The 19,213-nt window shown below is 40.4% G+C and carries 18 protein-coding genes; 6 read left to right on the top strand and 12 right to left on the bottom strand.

Annotated elements, in window-relative coordinates; translation table 11 throughout:
* Nucleotides 1-447: 447 nt before the first annotated feature.
* The 4 genes from IGI38_RS00475 to IGI38_RS00460 all read right to left on the bottom strand — a co-directional run bounded on the left by IGI38_RS00475 (nt 448) and on the right by IGI38_RS00460 (nt 4,729).
* On the bottom strand, nt 448-1,551 hold the full coding sequence (locus tag IGI38_RS00475) for a 5-methyltetrahydropteroyltriglutamate--homocysteine S-methyltransferase (protein WP_438725530.1): 1,104 nt from the start codon (nt 1,549-1,551) through the stop codon (nt 448-450).
* Between the two features lie 432 nt (nt 1,552-1,983).
* On the bottom strand, nt 1,984-2,448 hold the full coding sequence (locus IGI38_RS00470) for a PTS sugar transporter subunit IIA (protein ID WP_438725529.1): 465 nt from the start codon (nt 2,446-2,448) through the stop codon (nt 1,984-1,986).
* A 22-nt stretch (nt 2,449-2,470) separates the two neighbouring features.
* On the bottom strand, nt 2,471-3,973 hold the full coding sequence (locus IGI38_RS00465; RefSeq protein WP_438725528.1) for a PTS transporter subunit EIIC: 1,503 nt from the start codon (nt 3,971-3,973) through the stop codon (nt 2,471-2,473).
* 72 nt (nt 3,974-4,045) lie between these two features.
* Nucleotides 4,046-4,729, bottom strand: coding sequence for an N-acetylmannosamine-6-phosphate 2-epimerase (locus IGI38_RS00460; RefSeq protein ID WP_438725527.1), 684 nt, complete (start codon nt 4,727-4,729; stop codon nt 4,046-4,048).
* A gap of 146 nt (nt 4,730-4,875) precedes the next feature.
* On the opposite strand from IGI38_RS00460, the gene IGI38_RS00455 reads away from it, so the two are divergent.
* Nucleotides 4,876-5,694, top strand: coding sequence for a MurR/RpiR family transcriptional regulator (locus IGI38_RS00455; protein WP_438725526.1), 819 nt, complete (start codon nt 4,876-4,878; stop codon nt 5,692-5,694).
* 334 nt (nt 5,695-6,028) lie between these two features.
* Here IGI38_RS00455 and IGI38_RS00450 read toward each other — a convergent pair whose 3' ends face one another.
* The 6 genes from IGI38_RS00450 to IGI38_RS00425 all read right to left on the bottom strand — a co-directional run bounded on the left by IGI38_RS00450 (nt 6,029) and on the right by IGI38_RS00425 (nt 11,680).
* Nucleotides 6,029-7,183 (bottom strand): DUF3089 domain-containing protein, encoded by a 1,155-nt coding sequence (locus tag IGI38_RS00450; protein ID WP_438725525.1) that lies wholly within the window; start codon nt 7,181-7,183, stop codon nt 6,029-6,031.
* A 112-nt stretch (nt 7,184-7,295) separates the two neighbouring features.
* Complete coding sequence (rsmA, locus tag IGI38_RS00445; protein ID WP_438725524.1) at nt 7,296-8,174, bottom strand: 16S rRNA (adenine(1518)-N(6)/adenine(1519)-N(6))-dimethyltransferase RsmA; 879 nt, start codon at nt 8,172-8,174, stop codon at nt 7,296-7,298.
* Nucleotides 8,171-8,743, bottom strand: a complete 573-nt coding sequence (gene rnmV, locus IGI38_RS00440; protein ID WP_438725523.1) for a ribonuclease M5 — start codon at nt 8,741-8,743, stop codon at nt 8,171-8,173. Before rnmV ends, rsmA begins: the two co-directional genes overlap by 4 nt.
* Nucleotides 8,736-9,512 carry a TatD family hydrolase gene (locus tag IGI38_RS00435; RefSeq protein ID WP_438725522.1) on the bottom strand — a complete coding sequence of 259 codons (777 nt, stop codon included), beginning with the start codon at nt 9,510-9,512 and terminating at the stop codon, nt 8,736-8,738. The genes rnmV and IGI38_RS00435 overlap by 8 nt, the downstream gene beginning before the upstream one ends.
* 186 nt (nt 9,513-9,698) lie before the next feature.
* A complete protein-coding gene (locus IGI38_RS00430) occupies nt 9,699-10,505 on the bottom strand; it encodes a Cof-type HAD-IIB family hydrolase (protein WP_438725521.1) in 807 nt (268 codons plus the stop codon).
* Nucleotides 10,506-10,663: 158 nt separating this feature from the next.
* A complete protein-coding gene (locus IGI38_RS00425) occupies nt 10,664-11,680 on the bottom strand; it encodes a PTS transporter subunit EIIC (protein WP_438725520.1) in 1,017 nt (338 codons plus the stop codon).
* Between the two features lie 206 nt (nt 11,681-11,886).
* Here IGI38_RS00425 and IGI38_RS00420 point away from each other — a divergent pair, with 206 nt between their 5' ends.
* Entirely contained in the window at nt 11,887-12,498 is a 612-nt protein-coding gene (locus tag IGI38_RS00420) for a hypothetical protein (protein WP_438725519.1), read from the top strand.
* A gap of 83 nt (nt 12,499-12,581) precedes the next feature.
* Entirely contained in the window at nt 12,582-12,797 is a 216-nt protein-coding gene (locus IGI38_RS00415) for a hypothetical protein (protein WP_438725518.1), read from the top strand.
* Nucleotides 12,798-12,906: 109 nt separating this feature from the next.
* Here the strand turns inward: IGI38_RS00415 and IGI38_RS00410 are convergent, their stop codons facing one another.
* Complete coding sequence (locus IGI38_RS00410) at nt 12,907-14,397, bottom strand: helix-turn-helix domain-containing protein (protein ID WP_438725517.1); 1,491 nt, start codon at nt 14,395-14,397, stop codon at nt 12,907-12,909.
* A gap of 584 nt (nt 14,398-14,981) precedes the next feature.
* The gene (locus IGI38_RS00405; RefSeq protein WP_438725516.1) at nt 14,982-16,442 is read right to left on the bottom strand and encodes an NAD-dependent succinate-semialdehyde dehydrogenase; all 1,461 of its coding nucleotides are present in this window, start codon (nt 16,440-16,442) and stop codon (nt 14,982-14,984) included.
* A gap of 331 nt (nt 16,443-16,773) precedes the next feature.
* Between IGI38_RS00405 and IGI38_RS00400 the strand changes: the two genes are divergently transcribed.
* From IGI38_RS00400 to IGI38_RS00390, 3 genes are all read left to right on the top strand, one after another.
* Nucleotides 16,774-17,049, top strand: coding sequence for a DUF3892 domain-containing protein (locus tag IGI38_RS00400; protein WP_438725515.1), 276 nt, complete (start codon nt 16,774-16,776; stop codon nt 17,047-17,049).
* Nucleotides 17,050-17,336: 287 nt separating this feature from the next.
* Complete coding sequence (locus IGI38_RS00395; protein WP_438725514.1) at nt 17,337-17,747, top strand: hypothetical protein; 411 nt, start codon at nt 17,337-17,339, stop codon at nt 17,745-17,747.
* 162 nt (nt 17,748-17,909) lie between these two features.
* Complete coding sequence (locus IGI38_RS00390) at nt 17,910-18,776, top strand: lysostaphin resistance A-like protein (protein ID WP_438725513.1); 867 nt, start codon at nt 17,910-17,912, stop codon at nt 18,774-18,776.
* Nucleotides 18,777-19,213: the final 437 nt, after the last annotated feature.

Raw genomic sequence — 19,213 nt, 5'->3', positions numbered from 1 at the left:
TCTCCTTTCTTTTTTTGATGAACCAACTTTATATTTTTATTAACTTGATTATTAAAATTATCTCATTGCGTTCACCTAAAATGAATAAGACTCAGTCTCCATTTTTTCCGAATAATAAAAAAAATGAAGACAAAATTAATCATCCTCAATCCATTATATCAAAACAATAACGTTAATTTAATATTTTTATAAATATATTTCTATATTTAGTTAATCTTATGATTGCACTTCGATATAATCAACTATACATATCACCGCTCGAATTATATATCTAACTACATTTGTCAGGCTATTACATATAACACAATATTCTGATCAGTTTTCAATATTTTTTAAATCAATAGTTATAATTATCCAAATAGTTGACTTCAGAGTATTGTCTATTTTCCGATCAAAAAAAGAAGGATTCAGAATCATAAAAAAATGATCCTGAATCCTTCTTTTTTATTACTCTCCCCAAACTTCCTTCGCTGTTTCAATAACCAATTTCAACTTCGCCCATTGATCTTCCTCAGTAACCTTGTTTCCTTCATGAGTGGAAGAAAAACCGCACTGTGGGCTTAAGCAAAGCTGTTCCAACGGAACAAATTGAGTGGCTTCTTTGATTCGTGCTTTTATTGTTTCCTTGTCTTCTAACTCGGGGGTTTTAGTCGTAACCAAGCCTAAGACAATCCGTTGGTCCTGAATATTTTTCAATGGTTCAAAGCTTCCAGACCGCTCATCGTCAAATTCTAAGAAGAAGCCGTTGAATTGTGTGATGGCTAATAAGCGTTCCGCAATTTTGTCGTAAGAACCGTTGTATAACCAATGAGACTGGAAATTCCCTTTACAAAAGTGGAAGGTCACGGATAAGTCAGCCGGCTTATTCGCCAAAACGGCTTCAGTGATATCGCCGAATTCTTGAATCAATTCATCCGGATCGTACCCATGGTTGGCGATCAATCCGCGAAAGCGTTCATCGAATAACCCGCCCCAGCTCGTATCATCTAGCTGCAAATAGCGACAGCCTGCATCATAAAAAGCTTGAATCGCTGCTTGATAGGTCGTGATCAGATCCTGAACAAATTCTTTTTTGTCTGAATAAACAGGATTCTCATGGTATTGCTTGGATAGGATGAAAGAATCCAAATAGATCATATTCGGTCCTGGAATGGTTTGCTTCGCGACTGTCTCTCCCGCTTGTTCCTTCGTAAATTTGAAATGATCTAAAAATGGATGGGCAGGATCAAAGGAAAGCGGTCCGCTGACAAAAGTTCCTTGTGCTTCCGTCACGATCCCAAAGGCTGTCGTCTCAAAATCAAAAACAGTAATCCCGTTTAGTCCGGCGATAAAGTCTAGGTGCCACCAGCGACGACGAAATTCACCATCGGTCACGGCATTCAAGCCAATTTCTTTTTGTTTTTGGATTACTTTGATGATTTCTTCATCTTCTACTTTGGTCAATGCTTCCTTAGTGAGTGCTCCTTGCTTGAACGCCTCACGCGCTTTTTTTAGCCTCTCGGGTCTTAACAAACTGCCGACTTGATCAAAACGAAATGGAATACTGTTCATAAAATCCTCTCCTTTTTCTTCTTAAAATAAAAATACCCTTAGACAGCCAAATAACTGTCTAAGGGTATAATTGATATACGTTACCACCTTGGTATGCAGCGCTCTCACGAACGACTGCCTCAATAAGTGCCCCAGTACTGGGAAACTTTTGTTGTTTAACGGAACATCCCGTACCTTCTTAACTAGTCAGAAGATCCACTCAAAAGCCATTTTCAAAACAACTGCTTTCCGTCTCTTTTCAGCTGCCGAGACTCTCTGGGGGAAATCATTATCTCTACTTTCTTTCTCATAGTGTTTTAATATGAATTTAAACTAAGGATAGCGGTCAGAAATGGATTTGTCAAACCTTTTTAAAGCTGTCCATCAATTAACTCCATAACACTGCGCCTAATTCGTCCACCTTACTGCTTGTGTTATGTCATAAATTTATTCCTAGTTTTCTATCATTTCCCCATGTCTCACCTGGGTTTTCTCTAATGAATCAAAGCTTTCTCCGCCATTCGTAACCAGAGTCAAGACAACGTCAGCTTTTTCAGCAGCTCGAACCTTTGCGAAATCCGCTGTAACTAATAACGTTGTTTCATCAACCGCTTGCCCTTCTTCCACATGAACTTCAAAAGGTTCACCTGCCAATTCAACCGTATCTAATCCGATATGAACCAGCACTTCACAGCCGGATTTACTGGTCATTCCGATCGCGTGTTTTGTTTGAAAGATCGTTGTGATCGTTCCTTTGATGGGCGCGTATATTTCTGAGGAAGCCGGTTGAACACCAAAGCCCTCACCCATCATTTTTTGTGAGAATACAGGATCAGGAACATCCGTCAATGGGACGAACTCGCCATCGACTGGCGCGAAAAAGTGATCTGTTTTTTTCTTTTTGAATCGCTCGAACATTTCTTATCCTCCGTTTCCAAGATTAATCATCGCGTCCTAATAATTGATTGATCTCTTGGCTGTACAAATCAGCTTTCCCGCCAAAAACGGCTTGAATACCGCCTTGAACTTCAAAAACAGCCGTCGCCCCAAGACGCTTGAACACAGGTTTTTGAACCTGCTCCCCTTGCTTTACTGCAACCCGTAAACGAGTCGCACACGCTGTAACAGTTTCAATATTTTCGTCTCCGCCTAGTGCTTCAATGATTTGCCACGCTTCCTCTTGCAAGCTCTTTGAACCAGAATCATCCACGACTTCTAGTACCTCGTCATCATTTTCCATGCCAGGAATCGCTACACGGAATTTCTTGATAAAGAAGCTGAAGACGAAGAAGTAAATCACTGCCCATGCAATCCCGAATGGAATCACTTTTATCCAGTTGGTTTTATCATTTCCTTGAAGAACACCGAACAGCAAGAAGTCGATCAAACCGCCAGAGAAGGAATTGCCGATTCGGATATTTAAAATATCAGCAAAATAGAAAGACAATCCATCTAGAAATGCATGAATCACATACAGCCAAGGAGCCACAAATAAGAACATGTACTCGATGGGTTCCGTAATTCCGGTTAGGAAAGAAGTCAACGCCCCGCTGAAATACAAGCCGCCGTTCTTCTTACGATTCTCTTTTGGAATCGCACGGTACATTGCGTAACACGCTGCCGGCAAACCAAACATCATTGTCGCGAAACGTCCTGCAAAGAAACGTGTTCCATAAGTAAACAATCCTGTATGACTAGAATCTGCTAACTGTGCAAAGAAAATATTTTGCGCGCCAGATATCGATTGTCCCGCTACTGTTTCTACCCCGCCTAAAGACGTGTACCAAAACATCGAATAAATCGTGTGATGCAATCCTACCGCTCCAGTTAAACGAAGCAGGAAACCATAAAAGAAGGAACCGATACTTCCCAATTGCGCTACCTGATGTCCAATACTAACCATCCCATTCTGAATCGGCGGCCAAATCAGATAGAAGACACAACCAATCGCGATCGCGCTGAAAGAAGAAACGATCGGAATAAAACGCGAACCGCCGAAGAATCCTAAAAATTGCGGCAGTTCGATCTTCCGATACCGATTGTGCAGGAATGCCACGGTCCCGCCGATAACGATAGAACCGACAACACCGGTATCAATGCTGGCATCTTTAGCTGAAAATAATTCCAATAATCCGCTGATCGTCGCCGTATAAACTAAAAATGCTACTCCGCCAGCTAACCCGGCCGTTCCCTTATCTCCTTTCGCTAAACCTACCGCGATTCCAATCGCAAAGATCAAAGCTAAATTGGCAAAAACCGCATTTCCGGCAAAACTCATGACACTCAGAATCGTTTGCAGCCACGGTTGATTTAAAAATGGATAAGCCGCCACCGCACTTTCATTGGTCAGTGCGCCTCCTAATCCCAACAACAATCCGGCCGCTGGTAAAATAGCGATCGGCAGCATAAATGCTCGCCCTAACTGTGAAAACTTTTTAAACATACTTCATTCTCCTCCTTGTATTCATCGGTTTGGTTCCTTGATGGATCTGTTAAATCTTAAATCTGTATCCTTTTATTTCGTTAACGCTTGGATAAATCGAGATGCAATCTCCTTCGGCCGTGTAATCGCACCGCCGACTACCACACCTGCAGCTCCTAAATCCTTAATTTTTCTTGCTTCCTCTGGCGTATGGATCTGTCCTTCGGCAATGACAGACACCCCTTCATCAACGAACGCCTTCACTAATTCAATTGTTGATAATGTGTCTGCTTCCGTATAGCCTCTTAATGTCGTGCCAACAAAATCCATCCCTGCTTGCCACGCATTGATCCCTTCTTCATACGTCGCGATATCAGCCATCAATAATTGCTCTGGATATTTTTCCTTAATTTGTTTGATAAATTGATTGATCGGCTGATTATCCGGTCGTTGACGCAAGGTACAATCAAGGGCGATGACCTCGACTCCAGCAGCGACTAATGCATCGATCTCTTTCATCGTAGGCGTGATGAACACCTCCGTGCCGGGATAGGTCTGCTTAATAATTCCAATAATCGGCAGATCCACTTTTTCTTTTATCTGCAGAATATCTCTTACGGTATTCGCTCGAATTCCAACTGCACCCGCTTCTTTTGCCGCCAATGCCATGAAAGGCATGATCCCTCCTTCCGCTGTGTATAATGGTTCTCCCGGCAATGCTTGACAAGAAACGATCAAGCCGCCTTTGACAACATTCAAAAAGTCTTTTTTCTCCACGCTCCATTTTCACTCCGTTTTTAATAAATTTTGGATTATTACTCCAAAAATATAGCATGCGCTTTCAAAAATGTAAATAGAAAATGAAAAAAAAACTGTTTTGACGTATAATTTAAATTGACGACGGAGATGTTAAAGGAGAACGAATGACCATTACGTATACGATTCAAGAAAATTACTCAACCTTAACAAAATCAGAAAAAAAAATCGCTGACTATATTTTATCCAGCGGTGAAAAAATCGTTCACAGTACCATGAGCGATATTCGAGAAGCAGCGAGTGTTGGTGATGGCACGATTATTCGTTTTTGCCAAAAAATAGGTTTTTCCGGCTTTTCTGATCTGAAAATCGCGATTGCGAAGGAAGATTTCAGCAAACAGCAGGAAAACTCGCAAGAATCCGATCTTTTCGATAAACGAATGAAAACAATCAACAATGCGTTAAAAACCACAAATAAACGATTGAATAGCGAGAAACTCAAAGAAGCTGTCCAATTAATCACCGCGGCGAATCAAATCTATATTTTTGGGGTGGGATCAAGCGGCAATACTGGAAATGATCTAGAAGCCATGCTGCTGCGCGTTGGTGTCCAATCTCGTTCAGTGATTGATCCGCATTTTCAATCACAGATCGCGTCATTGTTAACAGAAAAGGACCTAGTTATCGGATTTTCCTTATCTGGCAGAACCAAGGACACTCATGATTCATTGAATATCGCTAAGAAAAATCACGCGAAAATTATTGCGGTCACCAATTATCAACTATCCCCTATCGCGCAGCTGGCAGATGTTGTCCTGCAAACCGCGATCGAGGAATTTTTGGATGGCGCTTCATTAGCCGGGAAAATCTCCCAGCTGTATTTATGTGATCTGCTTGTTCAAGGTTATGAGATTGAGAATAACGTGAACTCCATTGAATTACGAGAAACAGTTTTACGTTCAATTTTGGATAAGAGTTTGGATTAAAAACAAAAAGGAACTGTGACAAAAGTCTTGTCACAGTTCCTTTTTCCGAACAAACGGTGTGTCAGAAGTAGCTTCTTCTTCGCAAGCTACGCATACAGTTACTGCTAAGTTTCACTAAGCAGAGCTAGCATTCGGAAATAAGCCGAAATTTCACAAAAATTTAAGAAGCAATTTTCGGAAATCCCTTCTTATTTCTTGAAGCTGACCACTTCTGTCACAAGCTCTTTTATTTACTTATGAACGTATTCAAGTTCGTTTGCCATAAAACATACTTCAATTTTATCGTTAAAATAAAAAAACTGCCTATCCTTTTTCGATAAGCAGTTTTTGAAAATTATTGTGCTGTTTGTTGATCTTGATCCGTTGTTGGTTGTGCCTCTTGATTAGCATCCGTTGTCTGTTGTGGATGGGTTGCGAAGTATTGCGCCTCCCGGTTTTCTGCATTTTGCTGCAGGTTATAGTAATAGAAACTGATGTCATTATTTAAATACGAACCGGCTGGATAAAGTTTTCGTGTGCTCTCCGGCATTTCATATTTAGCTTTATCAACGGTTGAAGACACCACTAGACCTCTTGTTCCATCAACAGTCGCGTCAGCAAGATTCATGACTTTGGTGTAGTCGCCCTCGTCATTTCGGACATAAGAACCTAGGTTTTCTTCAGCAGTCGCTGGTGTGCCATCTGTTTTCCAGTTGATCGGATTAATCGCTAGTGCGCCATCATCCCACGTTGGCAATTCACCAGTGAAATCTGGAGACACTGTATTGTAAGAAACAACAACACCGGTATCATCTGGACCAGTCGCGAATTTCACTTGCGGATTGTCGTTCATTTCTTGCTGCGTCACTGATTGGCCAAGGACATAGGCCGCGATCATGCGGTCGCTGACACCAGGATTATTCTTGAAATAATCATACATAATAGCCTTGATCATGCGGGCACCTTGAGAATGACCGACTAGAATAAATGGGCGATTGTTATTTTCATGCTTAATGTAGTAGTCAAAGGCAGCGTAAACATCGGCTTTTGGTACTCCATCAACGTATTCATTCTGCTCAGTTTTTGATTTTGTGTACAACCAATTTGCATCTAATTGACGATAATAGGGCGCGAAAATATTTCCGCTAGTATCAAAAGCAGAGCCTTGCGTCGCTAAAAACACTTGTGCACCAGCACGCATCGTAGCATTGTCAATTTTGGCCACAGGTGAAGAATTTTTATCCTTTTGTGCGTAAGCCGTCGGATAAAGCATGAAAACATCGGCTTGGCTCGTGAGCTCGGTAGGCTTTGCCAACCAGTTATTCGAATCGCTATAGTCGCTGGCTTTGATTGTCTCCCCCGATTTTTCTGGGTCTTTCGCTTTTTTTATCGTTGTTTTTCGTGTTTCTTGTTTTGGTGTATCCTCTTTGCCGAAAAAGGTTGTATACGCATAATATCCGCCAGTACCTAATACAGCTACTATTACTAATCCAATTAGGAATTTTTTCATCATGTCCTCCAAGTAAAAAAAATTATGTCCCTATCTATTATAGGGGAGTTCGGTTTTAATTGACAAATTTCGTTGGGATTTAATGAAAAAACAAAAAGAGCCGAGGCCCTTTTTATTTTTCTTTATTTGCTTCTAACGCATTAGACAATCGCGCAAATTCTTCCAATGACAAGGTTTCTCCCCGACGTTTTGGATCAATCTCCGCTTGCTGCAAACTAGTTTCCAGCCAAGCTTTTTTAGCATCGTCTTTGCCATAGCTATTTAATAAATTGTTCCACAAGGTTTTACGTCTTAAAATGAAGGCCGATTTGGTCAATTTAAAAAATTCCTTCTCATTAGTCACTTCGACTGCCGGTGTTTCTCGGCGAACGAGACGTAAAATCGCAGAATCCACATTTGGCTGTGGAATAAAAACGGTCTTCGGTACGATAAATGCGGTCGTTGCTTCCATGTAATATTGAACAGCGATCGATAATGAACCGTATGCTTTTGTGCCTGGTTTCGCTGAAATCCGATCGGCTACTTCTCGTTGCATCATGACGACCATTTCATCGACAGCAAGATCTGACTCCAAGATATGCATCATAATCGGTGTTGTGATGTAATAGGGCAGATTCGCCACGACCTTGATTGGACCCTCTTGATCAAAATAGTCCGTTTCTTTTTTCAAATCGACTTTCAAAATGTCGTTATGAACGACTTTGATATTCTCATAAGGACTCAAGGTATCAGCCAAGATGGGGATCAAACGATCATCGATCTCAAAAGCCAAGACTTGGTGAGCAGCCCGTGCTAAATGTTCGGTCAGCGCGCCGATTCCCGGTCCGACTTCGATCACATTCGTGTGCTCGTTGATCTCGGCGGTAGCGACGATTTTTTGTAAAATATTGGGTTCAGTCAAAAAGTTCTGACCAAGACTCTTCTTGAAGGAGAATCCGTGTTTTTGCAGGATTTCTCGCGTTCGCGAAGGCGTTGCTATATCTTTGTTCACAAAGTTTCCTCTACTTTCCTCATTGCCTCGTGCAGTTGTGCTTCGGTGATTCGAAACATCAGTAAACGTTTCTCTAATTGTTTGGCGTTCGTATAGCCAATCTTCAGCTCATCACCCAGTCGTTCACGACGTTCACGGGCTTGAGCTCCCGCTATTAAACCATAATCCAACAGCGTTTGTCTAGCAATTTTTTGATCGTCGCTCTCCGCTGGGGTCACAACCTTACACAATGCTTCTATGATCGCTTCGTCACTGGCATGTTCCACACCCAGACTTGCGCCGCGTTTTTGCGGGGCCGCCATTCTTCTAGACAAAAAAGCGTGCTGCGCATCAGGGATTGCTTCCATAATCGTCTTGCGAATCTTCTCACCAGAAAAATCAGGATCAGTAAAAACAATCACTCCGCGTGTTTCTTGCGCATGCTCGATTTGTTCTAGGATCGTTTCATTAATCGCTGAACCACGCGTCTCGATCGTATCAACATCAAAAACTTCCTTCAAACGTTTCGTATCATCCTTACCTTCAACGACGATGATCTCTTCGATTTTTTCTTTATTCTGCTTAGTCATTGGCATTGATCCTAAATAACCGATGCGCATTTTCTGTCGTTTGATGCGCAACCTCTTCCATCGGCAAATTGCGCAACTCAGCGATTTTTTCAGCAACATAGCGGGTATAACCTGGTTCGTTGCGTTTTCCGCGATATGGCATTGGTGCTAAATAAGGCGCGTCTGTCTCGACTAATAATTTATCCATTGGTACGATCGTCGCTGCTTCTTGTACATCCAATGCTTTCTTAAACGTCACGACACCAGAAAAAGAAACATGCATTCCTAAGTCTAAGAAACGTTTCGCCCATTCACCGCTGCCACTGAAGCTGTGCATAATCCCACCGATATCACGGATATCTTCCTCCTTCAAAATCTTATAGGTATCTTCCATTGCATCCCGTGTATGGATACTTATCGGTAAGTTCATTTCTTTCGCAATCGCGATTTGACGACGGAAAACTTTTGCTTGAACTTCCTTGGGATCTTCCATCCAATAATAATCCAGTCCGATCTCACCTAATGCCACCACCTTAGGTAATGTCAATTTCTTGATCAAGTCTTCTTCGATCGCTTTCGAGTAGCTGCCCGCTTCTGTCGGGTGCCAGCCGATAATGGAATAAATCCCATCGTATTGCTGATTCAGCTCCAAGCTTTTTTCAATCGTTGGTGTATCAAACCCGACCACAGCCATTTCCGTCACACCAAGTTCACGTGCCCGTTCAACTGTTTCTGGAATTTCTGCTTCAAATTGTTCCGCATTCAAATGTGTATGAGAATCAAAAATCATTTGTAGGCCTCCTACTATTTACATTCCGAATTCATTTAGAATCAACTCATTTTAACATAATGAGGTAAAACAGACTAAAATCTGGCTATTTTCTTCACTAAAAAAAAGAACCATAAAGCGAGAAGCTTTACCGTTCCTGTATTATTTGGTAGTTTAAAAAAATCAGTTAGGAAATTTCTGGAAAAGTTATGATCCCAGCAAAATAGCTATCATATCTAAAACACTTTCATGATTATTCGAACCAATGATGCCCTTCGAAACGTTCTTTACTTCTGGTTGAGCATTCTTCATAGCAAAGCTCGAACCTACATACGACAGCATTTCAATATCGTTGCCGCTATCCCCAAAAGCAGCCATGTTTGCTGGGGAGATCCCCCACGTTTTACTTAGCTTTGCCAGCCCATGTGCTTTGTGGATACCTGGAATGATCAGATCGATATCTCCATGTCCGCTGGAAACTGGGATCATTTCGCCTTTCAAAATTTCTGTTAAAGCCGCAAGCTTTGCCTCAATCTCCTTCGGTAAAAATGACAAGGCGAACTTAAAGATCTCATCCTCTTCTTGCGCTATATCTGTTAATTGGTCAAGTTTTTTGAGACTCGGATAATAAAATTTTACACTTCTGAACACGTCTTCCGGCATTTCCTTTGAAACATATGCACTCTTTTTCCCGCAAACCACGATCGCTATCGGGTCAAGTGTACAGATTCCAGCTAAGGCTTCCAGTACTTTTTCCAGCGGTAATTTAGCATTGTAATAGTTCTCCCCCTCAACCACAATGTTCGCGCCGTTCTCAGAAATGAAGGTCATTTCAGTATGAAGCTTTGGGAAAAAGCTTTTTAATTGATCGTACTGATTCCCGCTGGCAACTACAAATTTCACCTTTTGCTCTTTCATTCGTTGAAAAATTCGTTGAAATTTCTCACGGTTATACTCCTTCTGATCATTTAGAAATGTTCCGTCCATATCAACTGCAATCATTTTAATACTCATTTTTGCTCCTCCTATTTTCTTGACTCGGTTTCAGTTTGTTCATTGAACAAGACCAATTGACATTTATGAATAAAAAACGTAAATACGAAATAGTAGATAAAGAATGCTCCTACACCAACAACCAATAACATATAGGGTTGGTTGGCTATCGGAATCTTTCAACTTAATAGATAATCAACTAAACCTGAACTAAAACCAAATCCAGCTGTCCATTTGAAAAATGAACAAATGAATAATGATATCCCGGTTAATCCCGCATGCAGCAAAAACAGCGGTGGAGCACTGAACATGAACAACAGCTCAATTGGTTCAGATACACCCATGAGAAAAGCGGTAAAGGCATTTGCGATCAACAAGGATTTGATTTTTTCGTTTTTATTGGGGGCACTGCGATACATCGCTAAGGCCGCGCCTGGCAATCCAAACATCGTGATCGGGAAAAAGCCCGCTTGATACATACCTACGACCCCTTTTTCACCTTGTGAAGACCAAAAGTTGGCGATATCGTTGATCCCTGCGATATCAAACCAAAAGACCGAATTCAACGCATTATGCAGTCCGGTAGGGATTAGTAATCGATTGAATAGACCAAACAAACCTGCGCCGATGCTGTCTAAGCGGCTAATGCCCTTTCCAAAATCTATTAGCAGCGAAAAAAAGAACGGCCAAACGAAATACAGCAGGATTACCAATAGAGCTGTCGCTAAAACAGTTAAAATCGGAACAATCCTCGGTCCCTCAAAAAAAGCAAGATACTTAGGCAATTTAGTCTCGGAAAATCGATTGTACAAGTAAGCCACCAGAATTCCGATCAGAATCCCAATGAACTGGTTATTTAATTTTTCCAACGCATCCAGTTTTACTGCATCGGTTGTCAGTCCTATTTCTTTTAAATAAGGCGCCTTAAGCAAGTTTGAAACGATCAGAAAAGCCAGTGTTGCGCTGATAGGCAGGCAAACATCCTGCTCCTTCGCTAAGCCGATCGAGACAGATAAAGCAAATAAAATCGAAATATTTCCTAAAATGAAATTTCCTAAAACAATCAACCCGCCGGCTAAAAAACTATCGCTTTGAAAGGAATGAACCCATTGTCCGATCCCCAACATCAATGACGCCACGGGTAATACTGAAATCGCCGGTAACAGTGAACTGCCTAATCTTCTCAATTTCTCCACATGAGTTCCTCCTTTATCGTTGTTACAGCAATCATAAATTCTGGAACGCTTCCCATGTCAAGCAAAAATTGAGCAAAAAAGACTCTTATTTTCTGAAAATCCGCCGAAAGTCGGATGTTTCTTTCCGTTTTTCACTCTATACTAGGTATTGTCATTGGATATGCGACTTGAAATCGCCTATCTACTATTTAGAAAGAGGTGAGTTTATGCCTAATTTTCAACAGGATTTTCCGAATGCTGCACGCTACCTAAAACAAAGATATCCAGATAAGGAACCCTTGAGCAGTTTTTGGCATTGGGCGACATTAGTCTTATTTGCTATTTTATGTATCGTAACAATCAAGCAGCAATTATTATTGATCGGGATCTTGATCCTCGCTGCCGCATTGATCAAAGGACCCGGGATCTTACTTTTTGGTGTTGTCTATTCATTCTTAGTGAGTCTATTTCCGCCAATCGGAGTCGTTCTTTCAGCACTTTTCTTCTTATTTAATATTCGTTTATTGACTAAAAGCTGGCGCGTGAATATCGTGACCTCATTGTTCTACCTGTATCCATTGAGTTTGAGCTTATTACGCTACTTCACTCATTGGGATGCGGCCTGGCAGATCGCACTTGAATTGTTGCCTGGATTATTGTTGCTGCATTTCGTATTAATGCAGGTCTACTATTTCCATCCAAGTGCTCGCCAGGTTGCCTGGACTGTTTTAGCTACACCATTTGAGTTGATCTCACTACTATTACCTAAGCGCTTCAAGAAACCGTTTCGGACTATGGCACAACCAACTAGACTAAAGCGCAAAAAAAGTTATCGTTAAAGGAGGTTTCCCCTTCTTTAACGATTTTTTTGTTTAGGTATAAGAATTAAAAGAGCTCATGGTAAAATGAAGCTATACCTAACTTGAAAGGCGGGATTCCCACGAGCTCAAAATACGAACTTCCAACCAACGAAGCACACTTAGCCGAAGAATTTGAAAAATTGGGCCGCTGTTTCTTTGATAAAGTTGATGCAAAAAATTTTACCCAAGCTTATGAAATATTGGAGCAATTATCCGATACTACCCGCAGCTATCCGCAAGACACAAAGGTTTATGACAAAAATTCAAAACTTATCTAACCAGTCCAAAAAGACGACAAGAAGATCACTCGATCCTCTTGCCGTCTCTTTTTTTAAGAATTCTGTGGTCATTTAAGATACGTTCACTATTGGGCGGAACCGGACCCTTTCAACCAGCTAGCTTACTGATGAGCTGCTGTAATTGAAACACATCCTGATTCGTTAAGAATGGATCGATCACAACCGTTGGATATTCCTCTGGTACCTCTTCCACACTGCTGGAAGTGATTAGCGCGTCATATTTTTCCAATTCAGAACGATGGATGTCATTGCTTAATTTTTTCTCTACATAATGAACTTCAAAATTCCCATAGATTTGATTTTCAATTTGGTTGCCTAAAAAGAATTCTTCTGTCGGCGACAGCTCAGACAGCAGCAGCAGCTTCAACGGCCGATCGCAGCTGGCCAATAGCGTCAAGCTTTGCGGAACCATCGTAATCAAGATGTAGATATAGTTCAAAACAAAATCTTCTTCTTGATAGATTTGATACCGTCTGACAAAATAATCGACGATCTTCTTAACCTTTTTGACCGCTTGATCATGGGTCTCTGATAATTTCTCAAGGAAGATTTTTCGTTGTCGAAATAAAATATCGATCAATTGACCATTTGGTTCATAGATGCGATGCTCATTCAACAGGACGATCGCCAATTCTTGCTTCTTGTCATTGCCTAACGAAAAATTCAAAAGACTGTCGAATTCCTCGACCAGCTCTAAATGACGATAATAGTAGTCCGCATACTCGTCTTCTTTTTTTAATGCGCTATGCAGTTGACTCCTGCTGGCAACCACTATATCCGCATAAGACAACCAGAGACAATCCTTGATCTTGTCCGATGACAGCTTCACGCGAAAGACTTCCATCGCCATCCGTTTAAAGGCATCCAAGGCCTGTCTTTCCGGCAGCATCAAATCACTGTCCAGCTCTTCCTTTGGATAATAATGACCGTTTTTGATCCGCCATAGGCCAATGTACATGTTATACCCCAGACGTTTGCGGGAAATAAAATTATCCTCCAGTTTGTTCACTTGGATAAATTGATTCACCAGCTCCGTGATCGCCTTGATTTGAAACTCCTTCAAATCACGATACAGCGAATCCAAACGATCCGACTTCTCAATGAAATAGCGATAGTACATATGTCGGATCACACGTTCATTGCCTTCCAAACGCAGTGGCCGGTATTGTAGTGTGATTCCTGTTTTCAGCAACACACTTTCGATCTTCTTCAGGTTTCGCTGTGTTTTTGACGGACTTAAAAAAAGCTTCTTCGAAAGATCAATAATGTTTTCGCACTCTTCATACAGCAATTCTTCAATAATCTGGAACTCCGGCGACTGCTGGATCGTGTCCGCGTACAATCGATTAATACTGACATGTGATTTAATCTGCAGCTGATAAAGACCCTTATATTTCACGATTCGAAAGGCATCCTGCTGACTATTGATCAGTTTGACATCCTTTAATAAAACAGACAGTGAGCATTCTAATTCCTCTAATAATTGGTCGCTTGATAGACCTATCCGACATGCGTACAGCAATTCGACCAAACGCAGATGCCGCAAATTACTCACTCCTAAAATTTCTCTAAAATTCATATCCTCACCCTCTTCATTCACTCCTATGCTAAACGCCACCAACGATCGACTCCAAAGAGCAACCAGCTCTTTGTGTATGAACCAAAACCCCTTTCGCTTCATACTAAATCCTTAATTGCTAAACCGTTTATGCAATCAAACTAGTGTGTTTCCCTCCTTTTTCGCTTTCGCCTGATAAAAGAAAAAGCCAAGCAATCACGCAAATGCTGATTATTGCTTCGGTTTATCCGTTGCCTTACTGTATAATAATGGTAACTGATATGGACTTTCTCTGCTTTTCGCAAATAAAAAAAAGAGTTCGTTATCGAATGACATATTTAGCACGTCATAAATAGAATACGCAAAAACTCACTAGTTATTTAATTCACTTTTTAAATTTAAAATAAATTTTTTTAAAAACTAATAGTTAAATTTTTTTGTTTCGTTTGAATTAATGATATTTTTTAATGATTCTGAACAAAAATGAGCGTTTTTGTTTTTGCTATGTTCAAATAAAATTTGATTTATCCACTTTTAAATAATCTTATCCATCACAAAAAAGAGCAATCCCGCTAAAAAGGATTGCTCTTTGCTATATTAAGTCACTATTTGGCTGTACGAATAGTGACGAATTTGACATCCACGTATTCTTCGACTCCATATGTGCCGTTCTCACGACCAAATCCCGAGTGTTTCACCCCGCCGAATGGTGTAGCTGAGTTTGAGATAGCTGTATCATTTACACCGACCATGCCATACTGTAATTTTCTGCTGACATTTTCAACCGTATGGATATTGGTCGAGAAGAAATAAGAAGCCAAACCAAATTCTGTATCATTGGCATCCTCAATGACTTTTTCCTCATCCTCAAAGGTGATTAATGGAATCACCGGACCAAAGGTTTCTTGATAGAAAATAGCCATCTCTTTGGTAACACCATCTAAGACGGTCGGTTCAAAGAAATTGCCGTTCGCATAGTCACTGCCTTCCAGCTTATGACCACCAGCCAAAATTTTCGCTCCTTTATCCGTCGCATCCTTCAATTGCTCCATTACTTTTTCAACGCCGTCTTGATTGATCAGCGGACCAGTTGTCGGATCTTCTAACCCATTTCCAACGGTGACATCTTTGATTGCTTCCACGATCCGATCTGTCACCTTTTCCTTAATGTCCTTATGGATAAAGATTCGATTCGGTGACGTGCAGACCTGACCATTATTGATAAATTTCGTTTTAATCAGAGTTTCCACCGCACGCTCGATATCCGCATCTGGGAAAATGATATAAGGCGCGTGACCGCCTAATTCCATCGACACATTTTTCAAAGTCGGCGCTGCTTGTTCATTCAGTTTCTGACCCACAGCGGTTGAGCCAGTGAAGGTGATCTTTTGAACAGCCTCTGATTCTGAAAGAATCGTTCCGATCGTTGAAGAATCGCCTAACACGATGTTCACTACACCATCAGGAAAGCCAGCTTTATCAAACAATTCCATCAACGCTAAGGCTGAAAGCGGCGTTTCTTTTGATGGCTTCAAAATTACCGTACAGCCAGCCGCGATCGCTGGTGAAATCTTGCGAATGATCATATTCGATGGGAAGTTCCATGGTGTAATCGCACCTACCACGCCCACCGCTTGCTTGCGGACCTGCCATTGATTCGTCGCTGGTGAGGGAACGATTTCTCCTAATAAACGCTGCCCTTCCGCCGCGTTCCAGCGTAAATTCTCTACGTTTGTTTGAATTTCACCTTTAGCCTGTGCTAAGGGCTTTCCTTGCTCCATCGTCATGATGGTCGCCAAGCGATCCGTATCTTTTTCGACTAAATCAGCCATTCTATTCATTAATTTTGCTCGTTCAGCGGGCGACTTCCGTGACCATTCAGAAAACGCACTGTTCGCTGCCTCGATTGCTGAATAAACTTCTTTTTCGCCTCCAACATGAACGTCTGCTAATGTCTCTCCTGTCGCGGGATTCGTTACCGGCTTGGTTCCTTCTGAGCCTTCCACCCAGTTGCCATTAATATAGAGACGTGTTTCGACTGCTGGTAAACCTTGCTGTTTTGCCATATGTCTAATTTCCTCCTCGTTTATGGTTTTTAAATGAAAATCAGGATTTCTTCTGACCTTCAAACGTTCCGTTAGTACATAAATAACCGTAACACGGATAAAATGACAGTTCAAAAAATCAGCCTAAGGCTCTCTTTCGATTGAAAATTAAACGGCTTCTCGTGTATCCATCGTCTAGTTTTCTTTTCGCTTCCCTTTCTGTTTTATACTGCAAACACGAAAAAATTCATTACTTTATCGACTCTCGTTGTCATCTTTAGACATTTCTAATGTAGTATAGTCTTCTTTGTCAGCAAATTAGGCTGAAATAATTGAAAAGAAGGTGAAGTTAATGTCTTCCAGAATTACACATATTCGTTTCGCTGAAAACAATGCAACTTCTACTGAAGGTATAGATCAGGTAAAGTTAGACTCAGGGGAAGTGGAATCCGTTGAAGATTTAGTGAGGTATATCGATGATGTATCCATGATATTCTTTTACACATTATCCCGAGAAGAATCCGAATCATTCATTGAAACAGTTCAAACAAACCAGGGAAAAGCGTATATACGAACGAGATCGAGTCGCTCTCAAGACGATAATTTGTTAAAGCTTCCGAGGTTTTAAGTTGTCGTGAGACAGATGATCTAGAATACTTTCTTTTTTTTAAAGCGTCTATCGAACTTTCTTCATACTTTGATGTTAGATTGCTAGTGTGTCAAACAGACCGCGATAATTATTCTCTCATTGACACATCTTGACGGAAAATGATCTTCTTGTACATTGCAGCGTGCGGTCCGCTGCTTTTTTCCGTGGTGGAATGTATCGCACATTCATAAAATAGCGCCTATTGATGATTCCCCTTTGTTCTTGTACAATTTGAACAGAACAATAGTAGAGGAGCCTTCATCACAATGTTTTCGACCGTTTATAAATTTGAAGTTCGCAGACCTTTTTTAGCAGTATATTCATTACTTATTCTTCTTGGATTGGCGCTTACTATTGGACGTTGGTACAGTCAATTCACGGATTTTGTCATTATTAATTCGTCCATCAACTCCCATATCTCAAATTTCTCATTAAGTTTGATGGCGTATCTTGGAATCGGTTTTATTTGGCTGATGGGAGACATTAAGTTTCGTTTCATCATGGTTCTAGGTGTTGTATTTATCGCAGGAAATTTATTCTGTGAAACGGTGATGACCTTCTTAAACACGCCTGATATTATCGATGCCTATTTTGGTATCGTAGGCACATTGATCAGCTTTCTTTTTCTGCTAGTTACTAAAAAATTCGGACTCACTCCAATAAAACAGAAAGATTAGCTACGCTGAAGAGCCTCAAAATTTCAATTTTGGGGTTCTTCAGCTTTATCTATAAACGATTACTTTCAAGTCCTATATAGTAGACTTTTTTTGTTCATTTGATGAATGCATATTATACTTCCCATAAAGCTATTTAGAAATGCCTTAGGAAGGATTGTATATATGAAGCTAAATTTAACGCCATCAATGCAGTTAACACAGGAGCAAAGAAAACGAAATGTTTGGATATCACTAATAATCGGTATTGTAATTGTTTTTCTTGTCCAAGGGATTTCAATGATTCCTGCTGACTATATTGAAAACACTGGTGCCAAAGAAGTGTATATTCTATTTGCAAATATATTTGTAATCCTTGCAGTAACACTCTTTTGTCGTTTCTTCCAAAAGAGATCTCTAGCTTCACTGGGATTTAGTTCAAAAAAAATAGCAAATAGAATCCTCACGGGAACAACTCTCGCGATTATTTTTTTGACGATTGTTTTCTTGCTAAATTTATTTGCAGGTTCAATTAGAATATCTTCTAATTTGACAACAGTTAGTTGGATTTATGTATTGACCGCCTTCTTGGGGTATTTTCCACAAGGTTTAATGGAGGAAATAGTCTGCCGCGGATTTATCATGAATTCAATAAGCGCCAGATATAACATCTGGACTAGCTTACTAGTGAATTCTTTAATTTTTGCTATACTCCATGGGTTAAACCCAGATATCACTCGACTTGCATTGCTAAATCTATTTTTGGCAGGGCTGCTATTATCAACAATTTTTTATTTAACGGACAATATTTTGTTTGTTGGGGCTTTCCATGCAGCTTGGAATTTCATGTTGGGGCCAGTATTAGGGGTTCCTGTCAGCGGCCTTTCCATTTATTCCTCTTTATTTAAAACAACCTTGTTACCTGATCACTCCTTAATGAATGGTGGCGGTTTTGGTTTTGAAGGCGGCCTTGGATTAACTATTTCAATTATTATTGCTTTTATCACGCTATTCTTCCTCGTCAGAATAAGAAATAGACAAGAAGTTGGATAGCTACTTTTCAATATTTCTTCAAAGAAACTATTCTAGGCTTTCTTTCTACTTGTTTGATAGGTGTGCTTAATAAAATTAAATTCTCAACTCTTTTTTAGTATACTATGCTAAAAAGGAGTTTTTTGTTTAATGGGCCTACCAATATTCTTACTATCCTTTTGTATAATTCCGATACACTATTTACTATATAGGTTGGCTTTAAAAAGGTTCCCTAAATTGAATCTCTTTCTCAAATTGAATTTATCTGCAATCCTTAGCAGTGTCCTTTTGATAGTATTCCTAAATTTAGTTCTCGTATTACCTACAAGTCTTCGTGGCGGTTATGATTCAGCAGGAGGAGATTTAACTATTCTCCCTGTACTAATCATTTGTATCGGTTCCGTTTTGTTTTTGCTGTTGTATCTAGTAGTAGTTAATGTCGTTATGGCAATTAGAAT

It is taken from the genome of Enterococcus sp. AZ128 (assembly GCF_051714485.1).
Classification (GTDB): domain Bacteria; phylum Bacillota; class Bacilli; order Lactobacillales; family Enterococcaceae; genus Enterococcus_A.
This window is presented reverse-complemented; position numbering and strand designations above follow the sequence as displayed.